Origin of the sequence: Roseibium sp. (assembly GCF_039982295.1) — a bacterium.
Classification (GTDB): domain Bacteria; phylum Pseudomonadota; class Alphaproteobacteria; order Rhizobiales; family Stappiaceae; genus Roseibium.
Genome location: NZ_JBDWYP010000052.1, coordinates 20,234 through 38,358, shown reverse-complemented (window position 1 = coordinate 38,358; position 18,125 = coordinate 20,234). Strand labels below are relative to the sequence as shown.

General features: G+C 56.4%; 14 protein-coding genes. 5 read left to right on the top strand and 9 right to left on the bottom strand.

Going from position 1 to position 18,125, the window contains the following annotated elements; translation table 11 throughout:
- Positions 1–117: 117 nt before the first annotated feature.
- Together ABJZ52_RS10995 and ABJZ52_RS10990 are read right to left on the bottom strand one after the other, a co-directional pair.
- Positions 118–1,824, bottom strand: coding sequence for a methyl-accepting chemotaxis protein (locus ABJZ52_RS10995; protein WP_348185485.1), 1,707 nt, complete (start codon positions 1,822–1,824; stop codon positions 118–120).
- Between the two features lie 320 nt (positions 1,825–2,144).
- On the bottom strand, positions 2,145–3,311 hold the full coding sequence (locus ABJZ52_RS10990) for an acetyl-CoA acetyltransferase (RefSeq protein WP_348185482.1): 1,167 nt from the start codon (positions 3,309–3,311) through the stop codon (positions 2,145–2,147).
- Between the two features lie 511 nt (positions 3,312–3,822).
- On the opposite strand from ABJZ52_RS10990, the gene ABJZ52_RS10985 reads away from it, so the two are divergent.
- Positions 3,823–5,481 carry an alpha-glucosidase family protein gene (locus tag ABJZ52_RS10985; protein WP_348185480.1) on the top strand — a complete coding sequence of 553 codons (1,659 nt, stop codon included), beginning with the start codon at positions 3,823–3,825 and terminating at the stop codon, positions 5,479–5,481.
- Positions 5,482–5,486: 5 nt separating this feature from the next.
- Here ABJZ52_RS10985 and ABJZ52_RS10980 read toward each other — a convergent pair whose 3' ends face one another.
- The 6 genes from ABJZ52_RS10980 to ABJZ52_RS10955 form a co-directional block, all read right to left on the bottom strand.
- Positions 5,487–6,548: an ABC transporter ATP-binding protein gene (locus ABJZ52_RS10980; protein ID WP_348185478.1), complete on the bottom strand. Its 1,062-nt coding sequence runs from the start codon at positions 6,546–6,548 to the stop codon at positions 5,487–5,489.
- Positions 6,549–6,579: 31 nt separating this feature from the next.
- On the bottom strand, positions 6,580–7,869 hold the full coding sequence (locus tag ABJZ52_RS10975; RefSeq protein WP_348185475.1) for a hypothetical protein: 1,290 nt from the start codon (positions 7,867–7,869) through the stop codon (positions 6,580–6,582).
- A gap of 31 nt (positions 7,870–7,900) precedes the next feature.
- Positions 7,901–9,127 carry a carbohydrate ABC transporter permease gene (locus ABJZ52_RS10970; RefSeq protein WP_348185472.1) on the bottom strand — a complete coding sequence of 409 codons (1,227 nt, stop codon included), beginning with the start codon at positions 9,125–9,127 and terminating at the stop codon, positions 7,901–7,903.
- The gene (locus tag ABJZ52_RS10965; RefSeq protein ID WP_348185469.1) at positions 9,127–10,437 is read right to left on the bottom strand and encodes a sugar ABC transporter permease; all 1,311 of its coding nucleotides are present in this window, start codon (positions 10,435–10,437) and stop codon (positions 9,127–9,129) included. Before ABJZ52_RS10965 ends, ABJZ52_RS10970 begins: the two co-directional genes overlap by 1 nt.
- Before the next feature lie 79 nt (positions 10,438–10,516).
- Positions 10,517–11,866, bottom strand: a complete 1,350-nt coding sequence (locus ABJZ52_RS10960) for an extracellular solute-binding protein (protein ID WP_348185466.1) — start codon at positions 11,864–11,866, stop codon at positions 10,517–10,519.
- A 35-nt stretch (positions 11,867–11,901) separates the two neighbouring features.
- On the bottom strand, positions 11,902–12,975 hold the full coding sequence (locus ABJZ52_RS10955) for a substrate-binding domain-containing protein (RefSeq protein ID WP_348185463.1): 1,074 nt from the start codon (positions 12,973–12,975) through the stop codon (positions 11,902–11,904).
- A gap of 458 nt (positions 12,976–13,433) precedes the next feature.
- Here ABJZ52_RS10955 and ABJZ52_RS10950 point away from each other — a divergent pair, with 458 nt between their 5' ends.
- Positions 13,434–14,225 (top strand): glycosyltransferase family 2 protein, encoded by a 792-nt coding sequence (locus ABJZ52_RS10950; RefSeq protein ID WP_348185461.1) that lies wholly within the window; start codon positions 13,434–13,436, stop codon positions 14,223–14,225.
- Between the two features lie 24 nt (positions 14,226–14,249).
- Here the strand turns inward: ABJZ52_RS10950 and ABJZ52_RS10945 are convergent, their stop codons facing one another.
- Positions 14,250–15,452, bottom strand: a complete 1,203-nt coding sequence (locus tag ABJZ52_RS10945; protein WP_348185458.1) for an HD domain-containing phosphohydrolase — start codon at positions 15,450–15,452, stop codon at positions 14,250–14,252.
- Positions 15,453–15,681: 229 nt separating this feature from the next.
- Between ABJZ52_RS10945 and ABJZ52_RS10940 the strand changes: the two genes are divergently transcribed.
- From ABJZ52_RS10940 to ABJZ52_RS10930, 3 genes are all read left to right on the top strand, one after another.
- Positions 15,682–16,908, top strand: a complete 1,227-nt coding sequence (locus ABJZ52_RS10940; RefSeq protein WP_348185456.1) for a TIGR03862 family flavoprotein — start codon at positions 15,682–15,684, stop codon at positions 16,906–16,908.
- Positions 16,905–17,363 (top strand): YaiI/YqxD family protein, encoded by a 459-nt coding sequence (locus ABJZ52_RS10935; protein ID WP_348185453.1) that lies wholly within the window; start codon positions 16,905–16,907, stop codon positions 17,361–17,363. Before ABJZ52_RS10940 ends, ABJZ52_RS10935 begins: the two co-directional genes overlap by 4 nt.
- 495 nt (positions 17,364–17,858) lie before the next feature.
- Positions 17,859–18,071 (top strand): cold-shock protein, encoded by a 213-nt coding sequence (locus ABJZ52_RS10930; protein WP_153770737.1) that lies wholly within the window; start codon positions 17,859–17,861, stop codon positions 18,069–18,071.
- Positions 18,072–18,125 lie beyond the last annotated feature (54 nt).

The following is an 18,125-nucleotide window of genomic DNA, read 5'->3' as shown; positions in this document are numbered from 1 at the left end:
ATCGGTTGGATAACGCAGATGGTCCCGGTTATGCTGCCGGCGAGTGATATCATCCCAGGGCATTCGATCCTCCATCTTCTAGACAAAGACGGTTGAATCACAACCCTTTGATATCACTCAACTACTTTTAAATCCGGCTCTCAGGTCATCCGTGTTTCGGGCAACCGTGCGTACCGCCTGATCCACTTCATTTGCCGAGGCCGTCGACTTGCGCGCATTTTCCGCCACCACTTCCACGTTCCGGGTTGCCGCCTGAGTGCCATCGGCGGCAGAGTTCACTCCGCGAGCGATTTCACTGGTGGCTGCGCTCTGTTCGGTGACAGCCGCTGCAATCGCCTCGGTTTCACCTGACACATCGTGCATGATCTCGGCGATCTTGTTGATCGAGTGCGACGCATCAGTAGTTGCCGTCTGGATCGATGCGATCTGCTGAGTGATGCTCTCGGTCGCCTTGGCTGTCTGGTTGGCCAGCGCTTTCACTTCGTTTGCCACGACGGCAAACCCCTTACCGGATTCACCGGCCCGGGCCGCCTCGATGGTCGCGTTGAGAGCGAGGAGGTTGGTCTGGTCTGCGATGTTCGAGATCAACTGGACAACTTCGCCGATTTCCTGCGCGGCAGTTGCCAAGGTCTCCACTTTCTTGGTTGTGTCGTCCGTGGTTTCCGCTGCGGTCGTGACGACACCGAGGGTCGAGTTGACGCGGCGATTGATCTCGTCAATGGACGCTGACAACTCTTCAGAAGCCGCGGCAACCGTTTCAACGTTGGACATTGCGTCGCTGGTGGCGCTGGACGCCCCCTCCGCTTCGCTTGCTGTGTTTTCTGCGACAGCCATCAATGAGGACGCGGTCGAGTCGAGTTGTGTCATGGTCGCGTTGACGTTGGACATCAGGCCCGACACAGACGAACGGAATTCCTGAACAAGCCGCTCGCGGCGTTCGATGCGGATACGGCGCTGCTCGTCTTCGTTCGCCTGGTGAGCTGCAATGCGTTCACGTTCATCAGCTGTGTCGCGCAGGATGTGAACCGCCTTGCCGATTTCACCAATTTCATCCGAGCGATCGGCCTCCTTCAGAACGATACTGTAATCACCATTGGTGATACTGGTCACAGCACTTGAAAGAGCGGTCATGGGCTTGATGAGGAACCGCAAGATGGCCAATCCGCCAAGCAAAAGCGCCAACGCGATGAAGCCGGTCGCAGAGTAGATCATGATGTCGGTGTTGTGTGCGGCGGCCTCATAGGCGCCAGCTTCGTGCTTTAGGTTTTCGCGTTCTTCAGACAGGCGCTCGAAGTGAATTTCAAACGCCACACCAACAGCATCGTTCAAGGCTTCGGCGGCCCCGTCGAATTCTGCCATCAGCTTGTTGCCGCTCTCGGGACCACCTGCGATGTAGGCGTCTGCCATGGTCTTGCCGACTTTATGATAGGCCGGGAACAACTGACGGACCTTCTGGATCTGCGCTGTTAGCTTTGAATATCCAGCCCCGTTCGCCAGCGAGTATGCCGCATCGATGTCTGTGTTGAATTTGGCTGCGAATTCAGCCGCCACATCAAAGCCATCATTGAGACCATCCTGACCGCGCGTGGCGGAAATATCGGTCAGCCATTGCTGGACCTGGACGACATCGAAGCGCACTTCCTTCAGCGCGACGGTCAGGTCAAGAACCTCACCAGAAAATCGAAGAGCATCATGCTCCATCATCTCAGCATTGTGCTCCAGCTCGCGCAAGAAGAACAGCGAGCCAAAATTGAGAAGCGAAATCGTGACGAACAGGAACGCAATCGCGGCTGTCACCTTGGACCGGAGACTGTGAAAATTCATTGTACTTCCTCGATCAAACCAAACCTATGTAGAACGGGCTCGAGGCATCTCGGTCACAAACAAGGCTTGAAACGCGATGCGCGGGCATAAGCACATTTATGCTGCAAATGCTCACACTTCGTAAATTCTGGAGTAAAATCATGAATTATCTAGTATAATAGCGTTATTACGTAGATGAAGTTTTCACCTTCAAATTATCATTGTCATTTATTTCAATGTTCTATTGAGGCGAATTCTTCAGGAATACAATTTTCAGGCGAAAAACAAAAAAGCCGACGGAGTGTCTCCGCCGGCCAATGCATCAAGGGACTAGCGTTTCCCTACTTTATCGCCTGGAGTACCGACACATAGTTGGCGACTGCCGCCCCGCCCATGTTGAAGATGCCGCCGAGCTCCGCGTCTTTGACCTGAATGTCGCCAGCCTCTCCAAGAAGCTGCATGGCGGTCAGGACATGCATCGAAACGCCGGTCGCGCCAATGGGATGTCCTTTTGCCTTCAGGCCACCGGAGGGGTTCACCGGAAGCTTGCCGTCCATTTCGGTCCAGCCTTCCAGGATCGCGCGCGCGCCCTCACCTTCTTTTGTCAGCCCCATGGCTTCATATTCGATTAGTTCGGCAATCGTGAAACAGTCGTGGGTTTCAACAAAGGAAAGGTCTTCAAGCGTCAGCCCTGCATCGCCCAATGCCTGCCCCCAAGCTTTCGAGCAGCCTTCGAATTGAAGAATGTCGCGCTTTGACATGGGCAGGAAATCCTGAACATGCGCCGTCGAGCGGAACGCCACCGCCTTTTTCATGCCAAGTGCCGTTGCCGTGTCGGTCAGAACGATTGCTGCCGCGCCATCCGAGACCAGCGAGCAATCCGTGCGCTTGAGAGGCCCGGCCACAAACGGGTTCTTTTCGCTTTCCGCGCGGCAGAACTCATAACCCAGATCCTTGCGCATCTGCGCATAGGGATTGCCGGTGCCGTTCTTGTGATTTTTCGCGGCGATCCGGGCCAGAGCGTCCGACTGGTCGCCGTATTTCTGGAAATAGGCGTCGGCGATCTGGCCAAACACGCCGGCAAAACCAGCCGGTATGTCGCCATCCTCCTCCAAATAGGACGCGCGCAGCAGGTTTTTGCCGATTTGCGGCCCAGGCGTTGTGGTCATCTGCTCAACACCAACAACAAGCACAACACGCGCATCACCGGAGGCAATCGCCCGCACGCCCTGCTGAACTGCAGCAGAACCTGTGGCACACGCATTTTCGACACGGGTCGCGGGCTTGAAGCGCAGGGCAGGATCAGCCTGCAGCACCAGAGCAGCGGTAAAGTCCTGCTCCGAGAAGCCCGCGTTGAAATGGCCGAGCAAAATCTCGTCCACGTCCTCAGGCGAAATACCTGCGTCGTGGATGGCCTTGCTCGCTGCTTTGACGATAAGCGTCTCGACGGTCTCGTCCGCATGCTTTCCAAAAGGCAAATGTGCCCAACCGACCATTGCTGCAGTCATGAAAACCTCCCTCGTACCACGGAACCGAACGGTCCCGGCTTGCCGTATCAGCCGGCGCGCAGTCACAATTGCTGCACCGTTGACAAGAAACTCCCAGCTTCCCGCTATGAACACAAGCTAAAATTGACTATTACGTCATTCAGATTAATTTATTATAATTATTTCAATATCTTAATTGAGAATATATTCATCTCTCCGGAGCTGCGAGTTGATGTCTGCTCCATCAATGTCGAAGACTGGCCGTGTTAACGTTTGCTTCATGAAGGTGTCATGCAAGATCAGCTAAATGGCGCCGTTCAGGACAGAACTTTTTTCGATCCTTTTCAGATTTTTCAGGCCAGCCTTTCCGAAGGCTGGCCTTTTGCTATGCCCAATCCCGAACTGCCATGAAACCAATTGACCATGCCAGATTGAGGCGCTAGGGATTCAAAGCGCTTTGGAAGCTTTACTTCATGGTGCCAACCGACATCAAAATCACGTTTTGGGATGACGCAATGTCCCGGAGGATCGCATGACCGCCAACCGCCCAGAGAACGTCCGGTCCAGAGGTTCCATCAGCTCCGCCGAAGACTGGTGGCGCGGCGCGGTGATCTATCAGATCTATCCACGATCCTTCCAGGACAGTAACGGCGACGGCATCGGCGATCTGACCGGTGTCACGCAGCGCCTTGACTACATCGCTGACCTCGGTGTCGACGCGATCTGGCTTTCCCCCTTCTTCACCTCCCCCATGGCCGACTTTGGCTATGACGTCTCAGACTACGAAGATGTCGATCCCATGTTCGGGACGCTAGCCGATTTCGACACCATGGTCTCCAAGGCGCACGATCTCGGGCTTAGGGTGATGATCGATCTGGTGATTTCCCACACCTCCGACCAACACACCTGGTTCAAGCAAAGCCGAACCTCCCGGGACAACAAAAAGGCTGACTGGTATGTCTGGGCGGACGCAAAGCCGGAAGGGTCTCCGCCCAACAACTGGCTGTCGATATTTGGTGGACCGGCCTGGGAGTGGGACAGCGTCCGTTGCCAGTACTACCTGCACAACTTCCTCGCTAGCCAGCCCGACCTAAACTTCCACAATCAGGATGTTCAGGACGCCGTGCTGTCTGCTGCCCGGTTTTGGCTGGAACGTGGCGTCGACGGTTTCCGGCTCGACACGGTCAATTTTTACTTTCACGACGCCAAGCTACGTGACAATCCGCCCTTGCCGGAGGGTGCTAGCCTCACCGGTGTTGACCCGACCAATCCCTATGGTTTTCAGCACCACCTTTATGACAAGACCCAGCCCGAAAACCTGGCCTTTCTCGAGCGCCTGCGCGGTCTTCTGGATGAGTATCCTGGCGCAACGTCGGTTGGAGAAATTGGCGCGGACCGTGATGTCATCGGAACGACGGCTGCTTACACCGTCGCCGGCAAGCGCATCCATATGGCCTACAGCTTCGACCTTCTCACGCCCAAGCGCTCCGCAGCCTACATCCGCGAGACGGTCGAGAACATGGAAGCAGGTATTGGAAGCGGCTGGCCGAGTTGGGCGCTGTCGAACCACGATGTCGTTCGCGTTGCCACCAGGTGGGGCGAAGGTGCGCAGCTTGACCGGTTCCCGGTTCTCGCCACTGCTCTCGTCACCAGCTTGCGCGGCACGCCCTGCCTCTATCAGGGCGAGGAACTGGGCCTAACCGAGGCCGAGGTGCCGTTCGAGAAGCTTCAGGATCCCTATGGCATAAGGTTCTGGCCGAAGTTCAAGGGGCGCGACGGCTGCCGGACCCCCATGCCATGGTCAGGGGATGCGGGTGGCGGCTTTACCACCGGCTCGCCCTGGCTCCCCTTGCCGGCCGAGCATCTTTCGAGATCCGTCGATGCGCAGCAGGCCCATGAAGGTTCAGTCCTGTCGAAGGTCAAAACCTTCCTCTCCTGGCGACGCGAACAGATGCCTCTTTTAAAGGGTGACATCCGGTTTCTGGACAGCGCCGGAGAAACTCTCGTTTTCATTCGGCGTCAGGATAATGAGGCTATCCTTTGCGCCTTCAACCTCGCCGATGAAGCCATAGACCTCGACTGGTCTGAGGGCGCTCTTGAGGTCCTGCAAGGCTCAGGTTTTTCAGGAACGGCAGAGGCCGGAAAGCTGTCACTTCCCGGCCTCGATGCCTTGTTTGCATTGATCGTTTAGAGTCTTCAGGCGCGGACGGTCTTGCCATCCGCGTCAAAGAAATGAAGCCGCTCTTCATCGAAGCTCAAGCCAATGCGCGATCCCTCGGCAATTTCATCGGCACCATCGGTGCGCACAAGTATGGTCTCGAGGCCGTCGATCGCAACGTAGAGATAGGTATCGGCGCCAAGATACTCGGCCACCTCAACCGTTCCCTGCGCGTGGCCCTCGCCTTCAGCCACGACCTTGATGTGCTCAGGACGGATCCCGATTTTCACCGGTTTCGAACTCGCTGCCGTTTGCGGATAGCGACCGCCGCCGTGACCATCGAGATCAAACCTCTCGCCAGAAACGGAACAGGGTAGAACGTTCATCTTGGGTGACCCGATGAACTGCGCAACAAAGAGATTGTCAGGACGCTCGTAAAGCTCTCGCGGGCTGCCGACTTGTTCAATGACACCGCCCTGGAGAACGACAATCTTGTCGGCCAGTGTCATGGCCTCGACCTGATCATGGGTCACATAGATCATCGTTGTGCCGAGTGCTTTGTGAAGCCGTGCAATCTCGAACCGCATTTCAACGCGCAAAGCTGCGTCCAGATTGGACAGTGGCTCATCGAACAGGAAAGCCGATGGCTCACGAACGATCGCCCTGCCGATGGCCACCCGCTGGCGTTGTCCGCCCGAAAGCGCCTTGGGGCGCCGGTCCAGATAGTCATCCAGCTTCAACACATCGGCTGCAGCAGAGACCTTTCGGTCAATCTCGGCCTTGGGTTCGCCTGCCGTCTTGAGGCCGAAGCCAACGTTTTCGCGCACTGTCATGTGAGGGTAGAGCGCATAGGACTGGAAAACCATGGACAAGCCACGGCCGGAGGGAGGTTCCGCCGTAACGTCCTTGCCATCGATTTCGATGGCGCCGCGGCTGGTCTCTTCAAGCCCTGAAATGAGCCGCAGCAAGGTGGACTTTCCGCAGCCGGACGGCCCGACGAAGATCACGAACTCGCCATCTTGGATTTCAAGGTCAATGCCTTTGATAACCTGCAGATCACCAAACCATTTTTCTACGCGGTCGAGCCGTATTGCACCCATTGTTCTTCCCCTGATCACCCACTATGGCGGCTCAAGCCGCCTTGTTCACCGCAAGACTTGGCGTCGCCCAGGCCAGCCACACCGCTGCTGTCCAGGAGAACGAATTGCCCCCTGCACCTGACCCATCCTCGGGGCTGAAGTACTCGGCAAAGCCACTCCGCTCGACCAGGCTGACGGTGTCCTGCCGGATTTTTTCGGCACGAGCCACATCGCCCGCTTCCGTCATGCCGCGTGCGGCAAGGTAGTTGACCACGGCCCAGATCGGTCCGCGCCAATACCGCTTGTGCTCAAAGCCTGCATGGTCGGGGTCATAAGACGGCAACATGAATTCGACTTTGCCCGCGATTCTGTCGAAATGGGCGTTCAGTGGTTCAATCACCTTTGGATCCGAGAGACCGGCATAGGACGCCAGGAATGAAGCGCTTGATACGCCTGCGCCCAGAACGTCGGTCCGCAGGTTGCGTGTGACATAGGCCTGGATCTCCGGATTCCAGAGTGTCTCCATGCCGCGTTCCTGTTTCGCAATCCAACCCTCGATTTCCGCCTTGTCCTTCTGGAAGCCGAGTTTTTCGGCCAGAACCAGCAAATCGCGGTTTGCACGCAAGAGGATCATGGTGATCGCCGGATCAGCGACGAGGAACGGTGTCTTCTCCACCACCTCGGTTGCGTCCCAACCGCAGGCCTTGCCAATCGTCAGGATCGCCATGTAGCGATCATAGTCCTGCTTGAGAGGACGCATCTCGGGATCAACGTGCGCGGTGTCCTTGCGTGTGTATTCAGGCACGCCTGTGGTGTCGACGTTCGACAGGGGCTCATCCCAATCCGGCAGGTTGTCCCTGCCAGATTCCCAAGGGTGAACGATGGCAACGGTACCATGGCCTTTTGGGTCCCGATACGTCGCCCACCAGCGGTGCCATGCCATCAATTTCGGAAAGAGCGTCTTGGCACGACTGACGTTTTCAGGGGCAGACGATTGCTCGAACAGGTCACGCACCGCAGTTGCCGCGACCGGCGGCTGGGAGTGGCCGGATGTCGGAAAGGGATCTGACTTGGTGCCCCAGACGCCTGGACCTGGGAAGTAGCTTGGATCGTTCTTCCGGAAGAGGATGTGCGGTAGCATGCCGTCATCCCACTGTCCCTCGAACAGGTTCTCGATTTCCTGCCAGGCGCGGTCAAGGTCGAAGGTCGCGAAACCAATCGCTACGAAAACAGAGTCCCAATTCCACTGGTAGGGATAAAGGCCCTTGGTCGGAATGGTATAACCGCCAAGGTCGTTCTCCTTGAGGATCGAGTGTGCAAGTGCGTCGAGATCGGCGCCCATGAGATAGTCTCCCAAAAATATGTTGTTCTTGTCAGCCCTTGACGCTGCCAGCTGTCAGCCCTTGAACGAGAAAACGCTCGAACCAGAGGAAGATGCCAAGTACGGGAACCGTTGCGATCACAGCGCCCGCCATCAGATGCTGGCGCGGAACTTCAGAAGAATTGAGCGCAACGACACCACGCGACAGGGTGAAGATGTCGGGATCATCGAGGAACATGAATGCGAACAGGAACTCGTTCCAGGCGATCATGAAAACGTAGAGAGATACAGACGCGAGCGCCGGCAACGACAGTGGCAACGTGATTTTCAAGATCACCCCGATGCGGCTTAGGCCATCCATCAGACCCGCCTCCTCCAGCTCTGCAGGCAAACCTCGGAAGTAGCCCTGGAGCATATAGAGTGCCACTGGAATTGTGGTGGCGGGATACACGATCAACAGACCCGTCAGGCTGTTGCGCAGGCCCAGCTGCGAGAACACTGCATAGAGCGGGATCACAAGAACGATCGCCGGCACCATGTAGATCAGAAGCACCGAGCGCGACAGCAGGGCCCGGCCAGGAAAGCGCAGACGTGAGACCGCATAGGCACCTGGAACCGAGAACAGCAGGGTCAAGATGACGGTCGCAACAGACACAACCGCAGAGACCAACAAATAAGTGCCGAAGTTGTACTTGGTGAAGAGCTCTACATAGGATCTGAAAAGCGAGGTCACGCCCTGCGAGAGGTCGATCGAGAGATCCAGCGGGTTGGCGAGTAGTTGCTGCTGGCTCTTCAGAGAGGTCATCACCATGACGTAGAACGGCAGGGCGACGAGGATCGTAAAGATCACGAACCCAAGTCCCTTGAGCACGCGAATATAAACGACTTCACGGTCATACCGCGACATGGCCTTGAGCGGAACGCCGTTGAGGCAAATAGCGTTGGCAAAGCCAAGTGCCCCCAAGAACACGAATATCCCTACTCCTTGCCAGAGCGGCACAACATCAAGAGGCAGGGCAAAAGGGGCTGCGAGGCTGAAGGCTGTGACCACGACAAAGGCGATCAGCGCGGCGCCGACATGTGCGTTAAGATCGCGTCTGGCACTGCCGCGCCAGACGAGAACAAAGCCATGCAGTGCGCCAGCCAGCGCGGCGGCGCCAACCTGAGGCACGGCAATCTCTCCGGTCACAAGCGTCAAGGTCACCCCAGTGACCAGCATGACGACGGCGCCCCAGATAGCCCCACAGACAAGCGCGATGAGAGAACCGGTGTAGGCCATCACAGCCCCTCCTCTTTCGGCGAGAAATGCAGGAACAGCGTGGCGAACGTCACGAGCACGACAAAGACGACAACTGCGACGGCTGCACCGGCGCCAAGATTCGAGAGTGCAAAGCCCTGCTCATAGACATCGACCGTCAGGGTACGGGTTCCGGCATTTCCTCCTGTGAGCAGGAAGATGTCGTCGAACTTGTTGAAGGTCCAGATGAAGCGCAACAGGAACAGGACAGACAGAATGCCCAAAAGCTGTGGCAGCGAGATGTACCAGAACTGCTGCATTGGCGTGGCGCCGTCCATCTCGGCCGCCTCATACATATCGGTGTTGACCGACTGCATGCGCGCAAGAATGAACATGAACGACAGAGGGAAATACCGCCAGGCCTCAAATGCGATAACGGTTGTCAGCGCCAGCGGGAACTCAAGCGGCAACCCAAAGACAGAGAATTCAATCGCACGTTGGCCAAAGAAGTTTATCGGCGCATCAACGACACCCATCTTGGTCAAAAGCGCATTCAACGTGCCAGAAAATGGATCGAAGAGAACCACCCAGGTGAAGGCGACCGCAATCACCGGAGACACATAGGGAAAGAGAAACAGCCCGCGCAGGAAACCGCGACCCTTGAAGGATGTGTTAAGTAGCTGGGCTGCGAACAATCCGAGCACCAATGCCCCGGCGGTCCCGAAGATGGTGTAGTAAAAAGTCACGCGCAGGACGCCCCAGAACTCCTCTGCATCAAACACCTTGCGGAAGTTTTCGAGGGTGAACTCAAAGTTCGTCAGGATATTGTCGGCGTCTCCGATGACATTCGGCTCTGTCTCTTTTCCAGGACGCTCAAGCGCCAGGAAGGAAGCATCAACTGTGCCTTCGAGTCTCAATCTTTCACGCCATTTGGCTGGCACATCGCCGAACGTGCATGTCAGCTGCCGACCAATGAGCGTGCAGGCCTCTGGAGCTGAACCAGGCGTAAATCCGTCCGGCAAACTGTCCGTCAGGACAACGTTCCGGATTTCCTTGTCCTGAGAGGAATTGCGAAGCCGGTATTCAAGGGTGACAGCATCACCAGCCGCCTGCGGTTTGCCGCGGACACGCTCATTCACCAGGACAGAGGGTGGTCGCAAGTCCGCAAGACCAACCGGCTTGACGCTGATCCAGAAGTTGGCAAGCAGCGGCCCCATCACGATCAAAAGGATGATCAGGAAGGTCGGCGCCAGCATCAGGCAAGCAAGCCTCGCCTCCCGTCTCTGCATCGGCCCAATACCTTTCGGCGGAACAGCAGATCGGCCTTCAGCCAAATTTTCCACGGCAGTCATTTCCGGTACCTGGGCTCGAATTTAGTAAGGGACCGGAAGGCAGGGATGCCGCCTTCCGGATTTGATCGCTTCTGACGCGTTACTGGACCTTGGCCAGCTCGGCGTTCATCTTGGCAACCGTTTCTGCAGCATCGCGCTCATCGTCGATGAACTCGCGCACATAGCGGTTGATCACCTGGCTGTTGATGATCTTGGACGCCAGCGAGAGCTGACCTTCCGCCACACCCCAACGGCTTGCCGTGTCGAGACCGCCGACGATGCGCTCAATCGTGGCTTCGTCGTAAAGTTCGGTAAGAGGTGCCTTGCGGTCGACGCCAACCGGCAGCTTCGCCCAGCCCATGGTGAACTTTTCGGGATTTTCCGCATCTCCACGACGGATCGGGAACTTGCCTTCCGGCGCGATGGAGAGCGTAGACAGGTAGCCTTCGTCCATAGAGAACTTGACGAACTCAATCGCAGCATCCGTATCCGCGTCATTGGTGATGCCAAAGTACCGAACATCACCCCAGGCAGCGCCATCGGGGTTCGACGGACCGGATAGTGTCGTCACGATACCGGTCATGGACGCAAGCGCGTTCGAAGTCGGATCATCATTGATGGTCGGTGGCGCACTGTCACGCAGGCCTGCCAGCTCATCGAGGATGAACGGCGACCAGATGATCATTGCTGCCTTGCCGGCAAAATAGAGTTCGCGAGACTGCTTCCAGTACAGATCTCCAGCCGGCGATGCCTTTGCGATGGCCTTGTAGAACTCAAGCGCTTCAATCGTCTTCTTCTCATCAAGAGCCTTGAAGCCATTGTCGTCGACAGGGGTCACACCGTTTGCGAGAAGAACATGTTCCAGTACCTGGCTCATGAAGTTCTCATCGATTTTCGTCGCAGCGACGAAACCGAACATTTCAGGTGGATTGTGTAGCTTCTCAACCGCTTTCAAAATCGCATCATAAGTGGTCGGAGCTTCCAGACCGTTCGCCTCGAAAAGGTCCTTGCGGTAAACGACCATCTGGGTCCATCCATCGACAGGAACCGAGGCATACCCGTCTTCGTAGGACGTCATGCCGAGAGCGCCAGATGCGAATGTTTCTGCATCCAGAGCCTCGACAACTTCAGTTGCCGTTTCCGTATCGAGGATGCCAGCCTCTGCCCAGGGCAGAGCATACTGCAGCGGATGATAGATCACGTCAGGCAGGTCACCCGCAGCAAAAGCCGCGGTCGCACGTGTTCCCAGATCCTTCTCCGTCACTGGAATGACCGTTACTTCGATCCCGGTCTTGGCCTTGAAGGCCGCAGCCATTTCTTCCTGTTTCGCCAGGCGCTCAGGCTGCTCTTCCGTCGTCCAGAAACGCAAGCCTTCAGCATTGGCACCAGCCACACCAGCGGCGAAAACGCCAGCCAAAGTCGTGGCTAAAAGAAACTTCCTCCCAAACATCGTACTCTCCTTTTGTGTACGAACACTCGTCAAAGTCACACAGAGCGCCGAAGAACTTGATTAAGCTCTTCTGGCGTTTTCGCAGGCGGACCGTCCGACGCCCGTCGGATCAATTCGGCCTGAGCCAGTTTCTGCCGCTGGGCAGGTTCCGTTCCCTCGATCACATCGATCAACATGCGAGCGATTTGGCCGCCCGCAGATTGAGTTGACTGGGAAAATGTCGTCAGTGGGGGATCCACATAAGCGCCGACCGGCAGACCGTCGTAACCAATGATAGTCACGTCTTCGCCGACCCGCAGACCGAGGTCCCGGCACAGGCGCATGGCGCCGATCGCCAGTGCGTCGGTAACGCAGAACAAAGCGGTTGGCGGCATGTGAAGCCCGAGAAGGCGCCTGGCGCCCTCGACGCCGCCAACTTCCGTAAGTGGCTCCTCCACCTCAAGCGCCGGGTCAACCTCAAGCCCGCAGAGCTCGAGACCACGTCGATAGCCAGCACGTCGTTGACAGGCGAAATTCAGGTCGCGCGGACCACCGACAAGACCGATCCGCCTATGACCGAGGGCCGCGATATGCTTGACGCCAGACACGAAGGTTTCTTCGTTGTCAATGTCGTACCAGGCATAGGTGCTTGGGTCGGATGTCCTGCCGTGGGCAACAAACGGAAAACGTCTTGCCTGCAAAAACTCAATCCGGGGATCATTTACCTCGGTCCGGGTGAGTATGAAACCGTCGACCTTGCGCCTTGCAATCAGCCTTTCATGGGTTTCCAGCATGTGGCGACCGGAATGCGCGGTGGTGACAAGAAGGTCCCGATCCAGGTCATCGAGCGCCCGAGCGATGCCGTCGATAAATTCAGAGAGAAACGGATCAACGCCCCTGCCTCGTCCAACCGGCATGACGATCCCGAGAGTATCCTGACGGCCCCGCTTCAGGCTTCGGGCCGTGGACGAGGGCTGATAACCAAGCTCCTTGACCGCCTTGAGGATGCGCTCTCGCGTCTCGCTGGAGATGTCCGTGTAGTTGTTTAGGACGCGCGAAACCGTGCCCTTGGCAACACCAACATGGCGCGCCACATCCTCAATCGTTACGGATCCCCGGGAACCGGTCATCTCATCTCCCAAATCGCTCCCATTTACGTCGCCTGATCGCGATTTCCTGTCGGAAACCGTTTACCCAATCAAACTGCACGCCGGCGTTTTTGCCGCCACGGGAGTTTTATCTTTCTTATCTAAAGCGTGACAAAAACGGTTTTGGTTGTCAACAAAATCGGTTTTGGCGCTGCACAATTGCAATTTATTGTAACACTCCGCATTTCAGATATCTCTGCTTTCCGCTGTATTTGACGCTTGCAAAACACCGGTAACAAGAGCCCGTTCAGCTCGATCTCAACTGCGCGGCAAGCACATCAGATTGGCGCGAAGGCCATCAGATCTTCCCTTGGATTTAAAGAATTTGTCCTTCGCTGAATGCCGACAAAAATCTAAAAATAAACAAGCAAACCTGATAGAAGGCGGTTTCAAGAAACGCTGCGGTCGGCTCCCCGCCCGCCCCAATCACCGGGCTTTCCATGACAAGACACCTGCCGATCTCGGTATTTATCATTGCCAAGGACGAAGCCGACCGGATCGGACGAACGATCACGAGTGTCAGGGATTGGGTTGATGAGGTAATCGTCATCGACAGCGGATCCAGCGATGGAACGGTGGCTGTCGCTGAGCAACTGGGCGCACGCGTTCTCGAGAATGCCTGGCCCGGCTACGGCCCCCAGAAGCGTTTTGGCGAAGACCAGTGCCGGAATGACTGGCTTTTGAATCTCGACGCGGACGAGGAGGTGACCTCCGACCTCGCCGATGAACTTCACCGCATGTTCGCAGACGACAGCTATCTGGCCGCCGATGGTTGGCGGATCATGATCTGCGATGTCTATGCACATGAAGACGGCCCGGCGCCTTGGGCATATGGCTATGACCAAATCCGGCTATACGACCGCCGAAAGGGACGGTTTTCAAGCTCAACAGTGCACGACACGGTCCGCCCCGGGCCTGACGCAGTCATCAAATCGATGAAGGGCATCATCTCGCACCGATCCATTCGTTCACTGGATTTTCAGGTCGGCAAATACAATCGCTATTCCAACATGCAGGTTGCCGACCTGCGGTCACGTGACAGGAAGCTCCCGAGACATCGACTGCTCACGGAATTCCCCGCGGCGTTTTTGAAAGCCTATTTCATCCGCCGCTATCACCGTTACGGCTGGTGGGGCCTGATCCTCGCGATCAATTATGCACATGCGCGCTTTCTGCGCGTGGCAAAAGCTTATGAGGCGGAGCTGCTCAACAACCACGAGCCGCAGCCATAACCAAAGCTCGCACTGACCCAATCGCTATGCTGTTGCCTTTTCGGGCGCCTTGCCGGTTTCGACTGGCGCAGGCCTGTGAACCCGTATCGGCTGACGAATACCGGCAACGTGATTGTACTGATCGAGACGCCGGATGGTTGTTCCGGTCAGCTGATGGCCTCTTGAGAGCACCAGTTCGTGCGTGCCTTCGGTCAAAATGTCATCGACCAACTCATCGCCGGGCTTGAGGGCCCTGATGTAACAAAGCGTAATCTCGCGCTCATCCGTATCCAGCGCCTCACTCAACAGACAGGCGCGCGCGACCTTGAGGAGATCCGGGTCATACTGACGTTTGTTTATGCCAAGCGCCTCGAAGGCAGCGGCATCGACTCCGTTTTCAGGGCTAGCATACCACAAGTCGGTCAGCAACTTCAGGACCCTGGCCGTGAGGGGAATGTCTTTGCCCGTCGGACCATCTTCCGGGAAACCCGATCCGTCATAACCACGGCCGGAAAGATAGAGTACTTCGGCCACTTTCTCCAACTGCGGAATATTCTTCAGGAGATCTCTCGTCTGGCCCGGAGCACCAGCCAGGATTTCCCGCTGGGACTCCGTCAGCGTCTTTGCGGCACGGTATCTCGACAAGATCTCCTTCGGAAGCAGCGCTTCCCCGAGCGGCGAGAACATGATCGCCATCTCAAGTTCCCAGGTCTTTTTCATCTCAAGCACCTTTGCCAGCTTGAGAGCCTGAGGACGCATGACCGCCGTCCGGCGAAATGCCTCCGAATGAAACAGCGAAAGCATGTCGATCAGAAGCTTCACCGATCCGGAGAGAGTCTTTTCAAGCAGTGTGCGCTCAAAAACCATCCGGGAATGGTGCGCGATGCTCGCTTCAATTGCAGAGGACAGCTCCTGTGGCGAACAGGGTTTGGACAGGAACATGAAGACACCTGCCTCGTTCACGGCCTGCTTGAACACTTCGACAGAGTTCTGAGCGGTCAGCATGACGCGCGTTGCGAGGGGCGCATATGTCTCTGACGACTTGAGAAAGCCTGAGCCGCCACGACCCGGAAGATTGGCGCAGGAAACGATAACAGAGACGCCATGATTTTCCTTGAGCCACTTCAGGGCCTCCTCGGATTCATCAAAGGTCTTCACCCTGTACTGGCCAGCAAACAGACGTTCGAAGGCGTCCAGAACCTTCAGGTCGCCATCAGCCACCACAATCTGATTTACGTTTGCCACCATCACTGCCTCCAATTCTCGCAGTGTCTTCAAGTGTTCAGTCAAGCATTCGCTCAACCAAAACACTTCGACGATGCATACAACTCCCCCAGCAACATAAAATTGAACAGAAAATCCCTAACAATTCACCACATCTCATTGATGCAGTTTACTTATTATCGGTAATAATTACGATACGAACTCACACTTCAGCAGCGCTTTTCATCCGTGCAAATTGGCTTATAAGAGCGTCATGCATGATGTTCTGATTGTTGGCGCAGGTCCTGCCGGACTGATCGCCGCCGACGGGCTGTCCTCTTCAGGCCTGAAAGTTACGGTGGTTGACCGTATGCCTTCGCCTGCTCGCAAGTTCCTGATGGCAGGTCGCGGGGGACTGAACCTTACCCACAGCGAAGAGCAGTCGGTTTTGCTGACGCGCTACCGCGAGACTGAACCGTTCCTCACTCCGTTCGTCAATAAGTTCACACCTGAGAACTTGCGCCAGTGGTGCCTCGATCTCGGTCAGGAGACCTTTGCTGGATCAAGCGGGCGTATCTTCCCAAGGGCAATGAAAGCCTCGCCGCTCTTGCGCGCCCTGCTGTCGCGCCTCGCGGAACGTGGCGTTACGCTTCAGACAAGATTGACCTGGACGGGATTTGGCGAGACCGACACCCTCATCTTCGAGGATCCGGAGGGGACCGAGGTCGAGCTCAAGGCCCGTGCGAGCCTTCTCGCCCTTGGTGGCGCGAGCTGGCCCAAGCTTGGTTCAGATGGCAGCTGGGTGTCCAATCTCCATCGCCAGGGCGTTGCGGTCAACGCGCTGCGCCCAGCCAATTGCGGGTTTGAAATAGCGTGGAGTGATTTGCTGAAGGACCGGTTTGCCGGAACGCCGCTGAAACCACTCACGGTCACATTCGGAACAGAATGCGCAAGAGGAGAAGCCGTTCTTTCCGAAAGAGGCCTGGAAGGCGGTGCCGTCTACGCACTCTCGCCCTTAATCCGGCGCGAAATCGAACTGTCCGGCAACGCACGCCTGCTGCTCGACCTGCGGCCCGACATATCAATCGAAAAGCTCACCAGCCGACTAAGCGCAAATCGCGGCAAACAGTCGATCAGCACCTTCCTGCGCAAGGCCGGCGGCCTGTCACCGGTCCAGATATCCCTCTTGCGCGAGGCCGGTCCGTTGCCCGAAACGCCCCAGGCGTTGGCCGAAAGGATCAAGCAAACGCCGTTGACGACAACAGCGCCCTATCCCATCGACCGGGCGATTTCGTCAGCCGGAGGAATTGCTTTAACCGAAATTGATGACCAGCTGATGCTCAAGAAGCTACCGGGTGTCTTTGTTGCCGGCGAGATGCTGGACTGGGAAGCTCCCACCGGCGGATATCTCTTGCAAGCCTGCTTTGCCACCGGAGTTGCAGCCGCTGAGGGCATTGCGAAGTATCTCGATGAGACCAACGATCGAAAGCAGCCTTCATGACCATTCTCTATGTCGATGCAGATGCCTGCCCGGTGAAGGACGAAGCCGTCAAGGTGGGTGAGCGGCACCGCGTCGAGATCAAGATCGTTTCCAACAGCTGGATGCGTCTACCGGAAAGCGATCTGGTGGAGAGAGTGGTCGTTCCCGAAGGACCGGACGTCGCTGACGACTGGATCGCAGAGCGGGCAACCACTGGCGATGTGGTCATCACAGCGGACGTCCCGCTTGCGTCGCGATGTGTCAACACAGGGGCACTGGTGATTTCACCCAATGGCAAGCCGTTCAGGGAAGATGCCATGGGTATGAGGCTGGCGATGCGGAACCTGAATACGCATCTGCGTGAGGTTGGGGAGATCCGGGAGAGTGGGCCCGGGTTCACCAAGGCGGACCGCTCTCGCTTTCTTAATCAACTTGAAACATTGATGCGCGCCGCGAAGCGACAGTCCGAAGGTTAGGTTCTTCGATTACCCAGACGGGCTCGCGAGCCGTCGTCCTGATGACTTGTTTCATTTGAATCGAGCCTCAAGAAAACCGTAAAATTCAATCTTTAATTCTATCGATCCAGGCAACAGGCGGCAAAGCATCAATTCTATGTGAGATACCCAACACCAGCAATGCCTCGCCCTCGCATCTCACTATAAACATATGTTTTGATTTATATTTTTTTCCACCTTCAGAATACTTGAAATGATTTCCGAACGTTTCCAAGCGTATCAATCGACGAAACTATCGCTTGTATTCCCCAACGCAAAACCCTACGTTTCGCGCATCGGCAAGCGTTTTGCCGAACGGGACATGAAATAGACTTGGCGAAGAATTTGGTTTCGGCACACTGCTCATGCCGCGTGCTCTGAATTTCGAAGCTTTTCCGTTTCTAACTGACTGCTCGTTTCAGCGCACTCCCTGAGCAATGTCCCAAGGGTGCGCACAACTTACGGAAAGGTTTCTCCATGCGTGAGAACGGCACCATCAAATTCTTTAATTACGACCGTGGCTTCGGCTTCATCACTCCGGAAAACGGCGGTAAGGACGTGTTCGTCCACATCACCGCTTTCGAACAGGCTGGCATCCCGGCTCCGGAAGAAGGCGCGAAGGTCACTTTCGTTGCAGAAGACGACCGTCGTGGTCGCGGCAAGCAGGCTGCACAGCTTGAAATGGCCTAATGGCTATTCGCTGAACTCTGCCTAAAGAGTTTATGGAAACGTCGGCGATTTCGC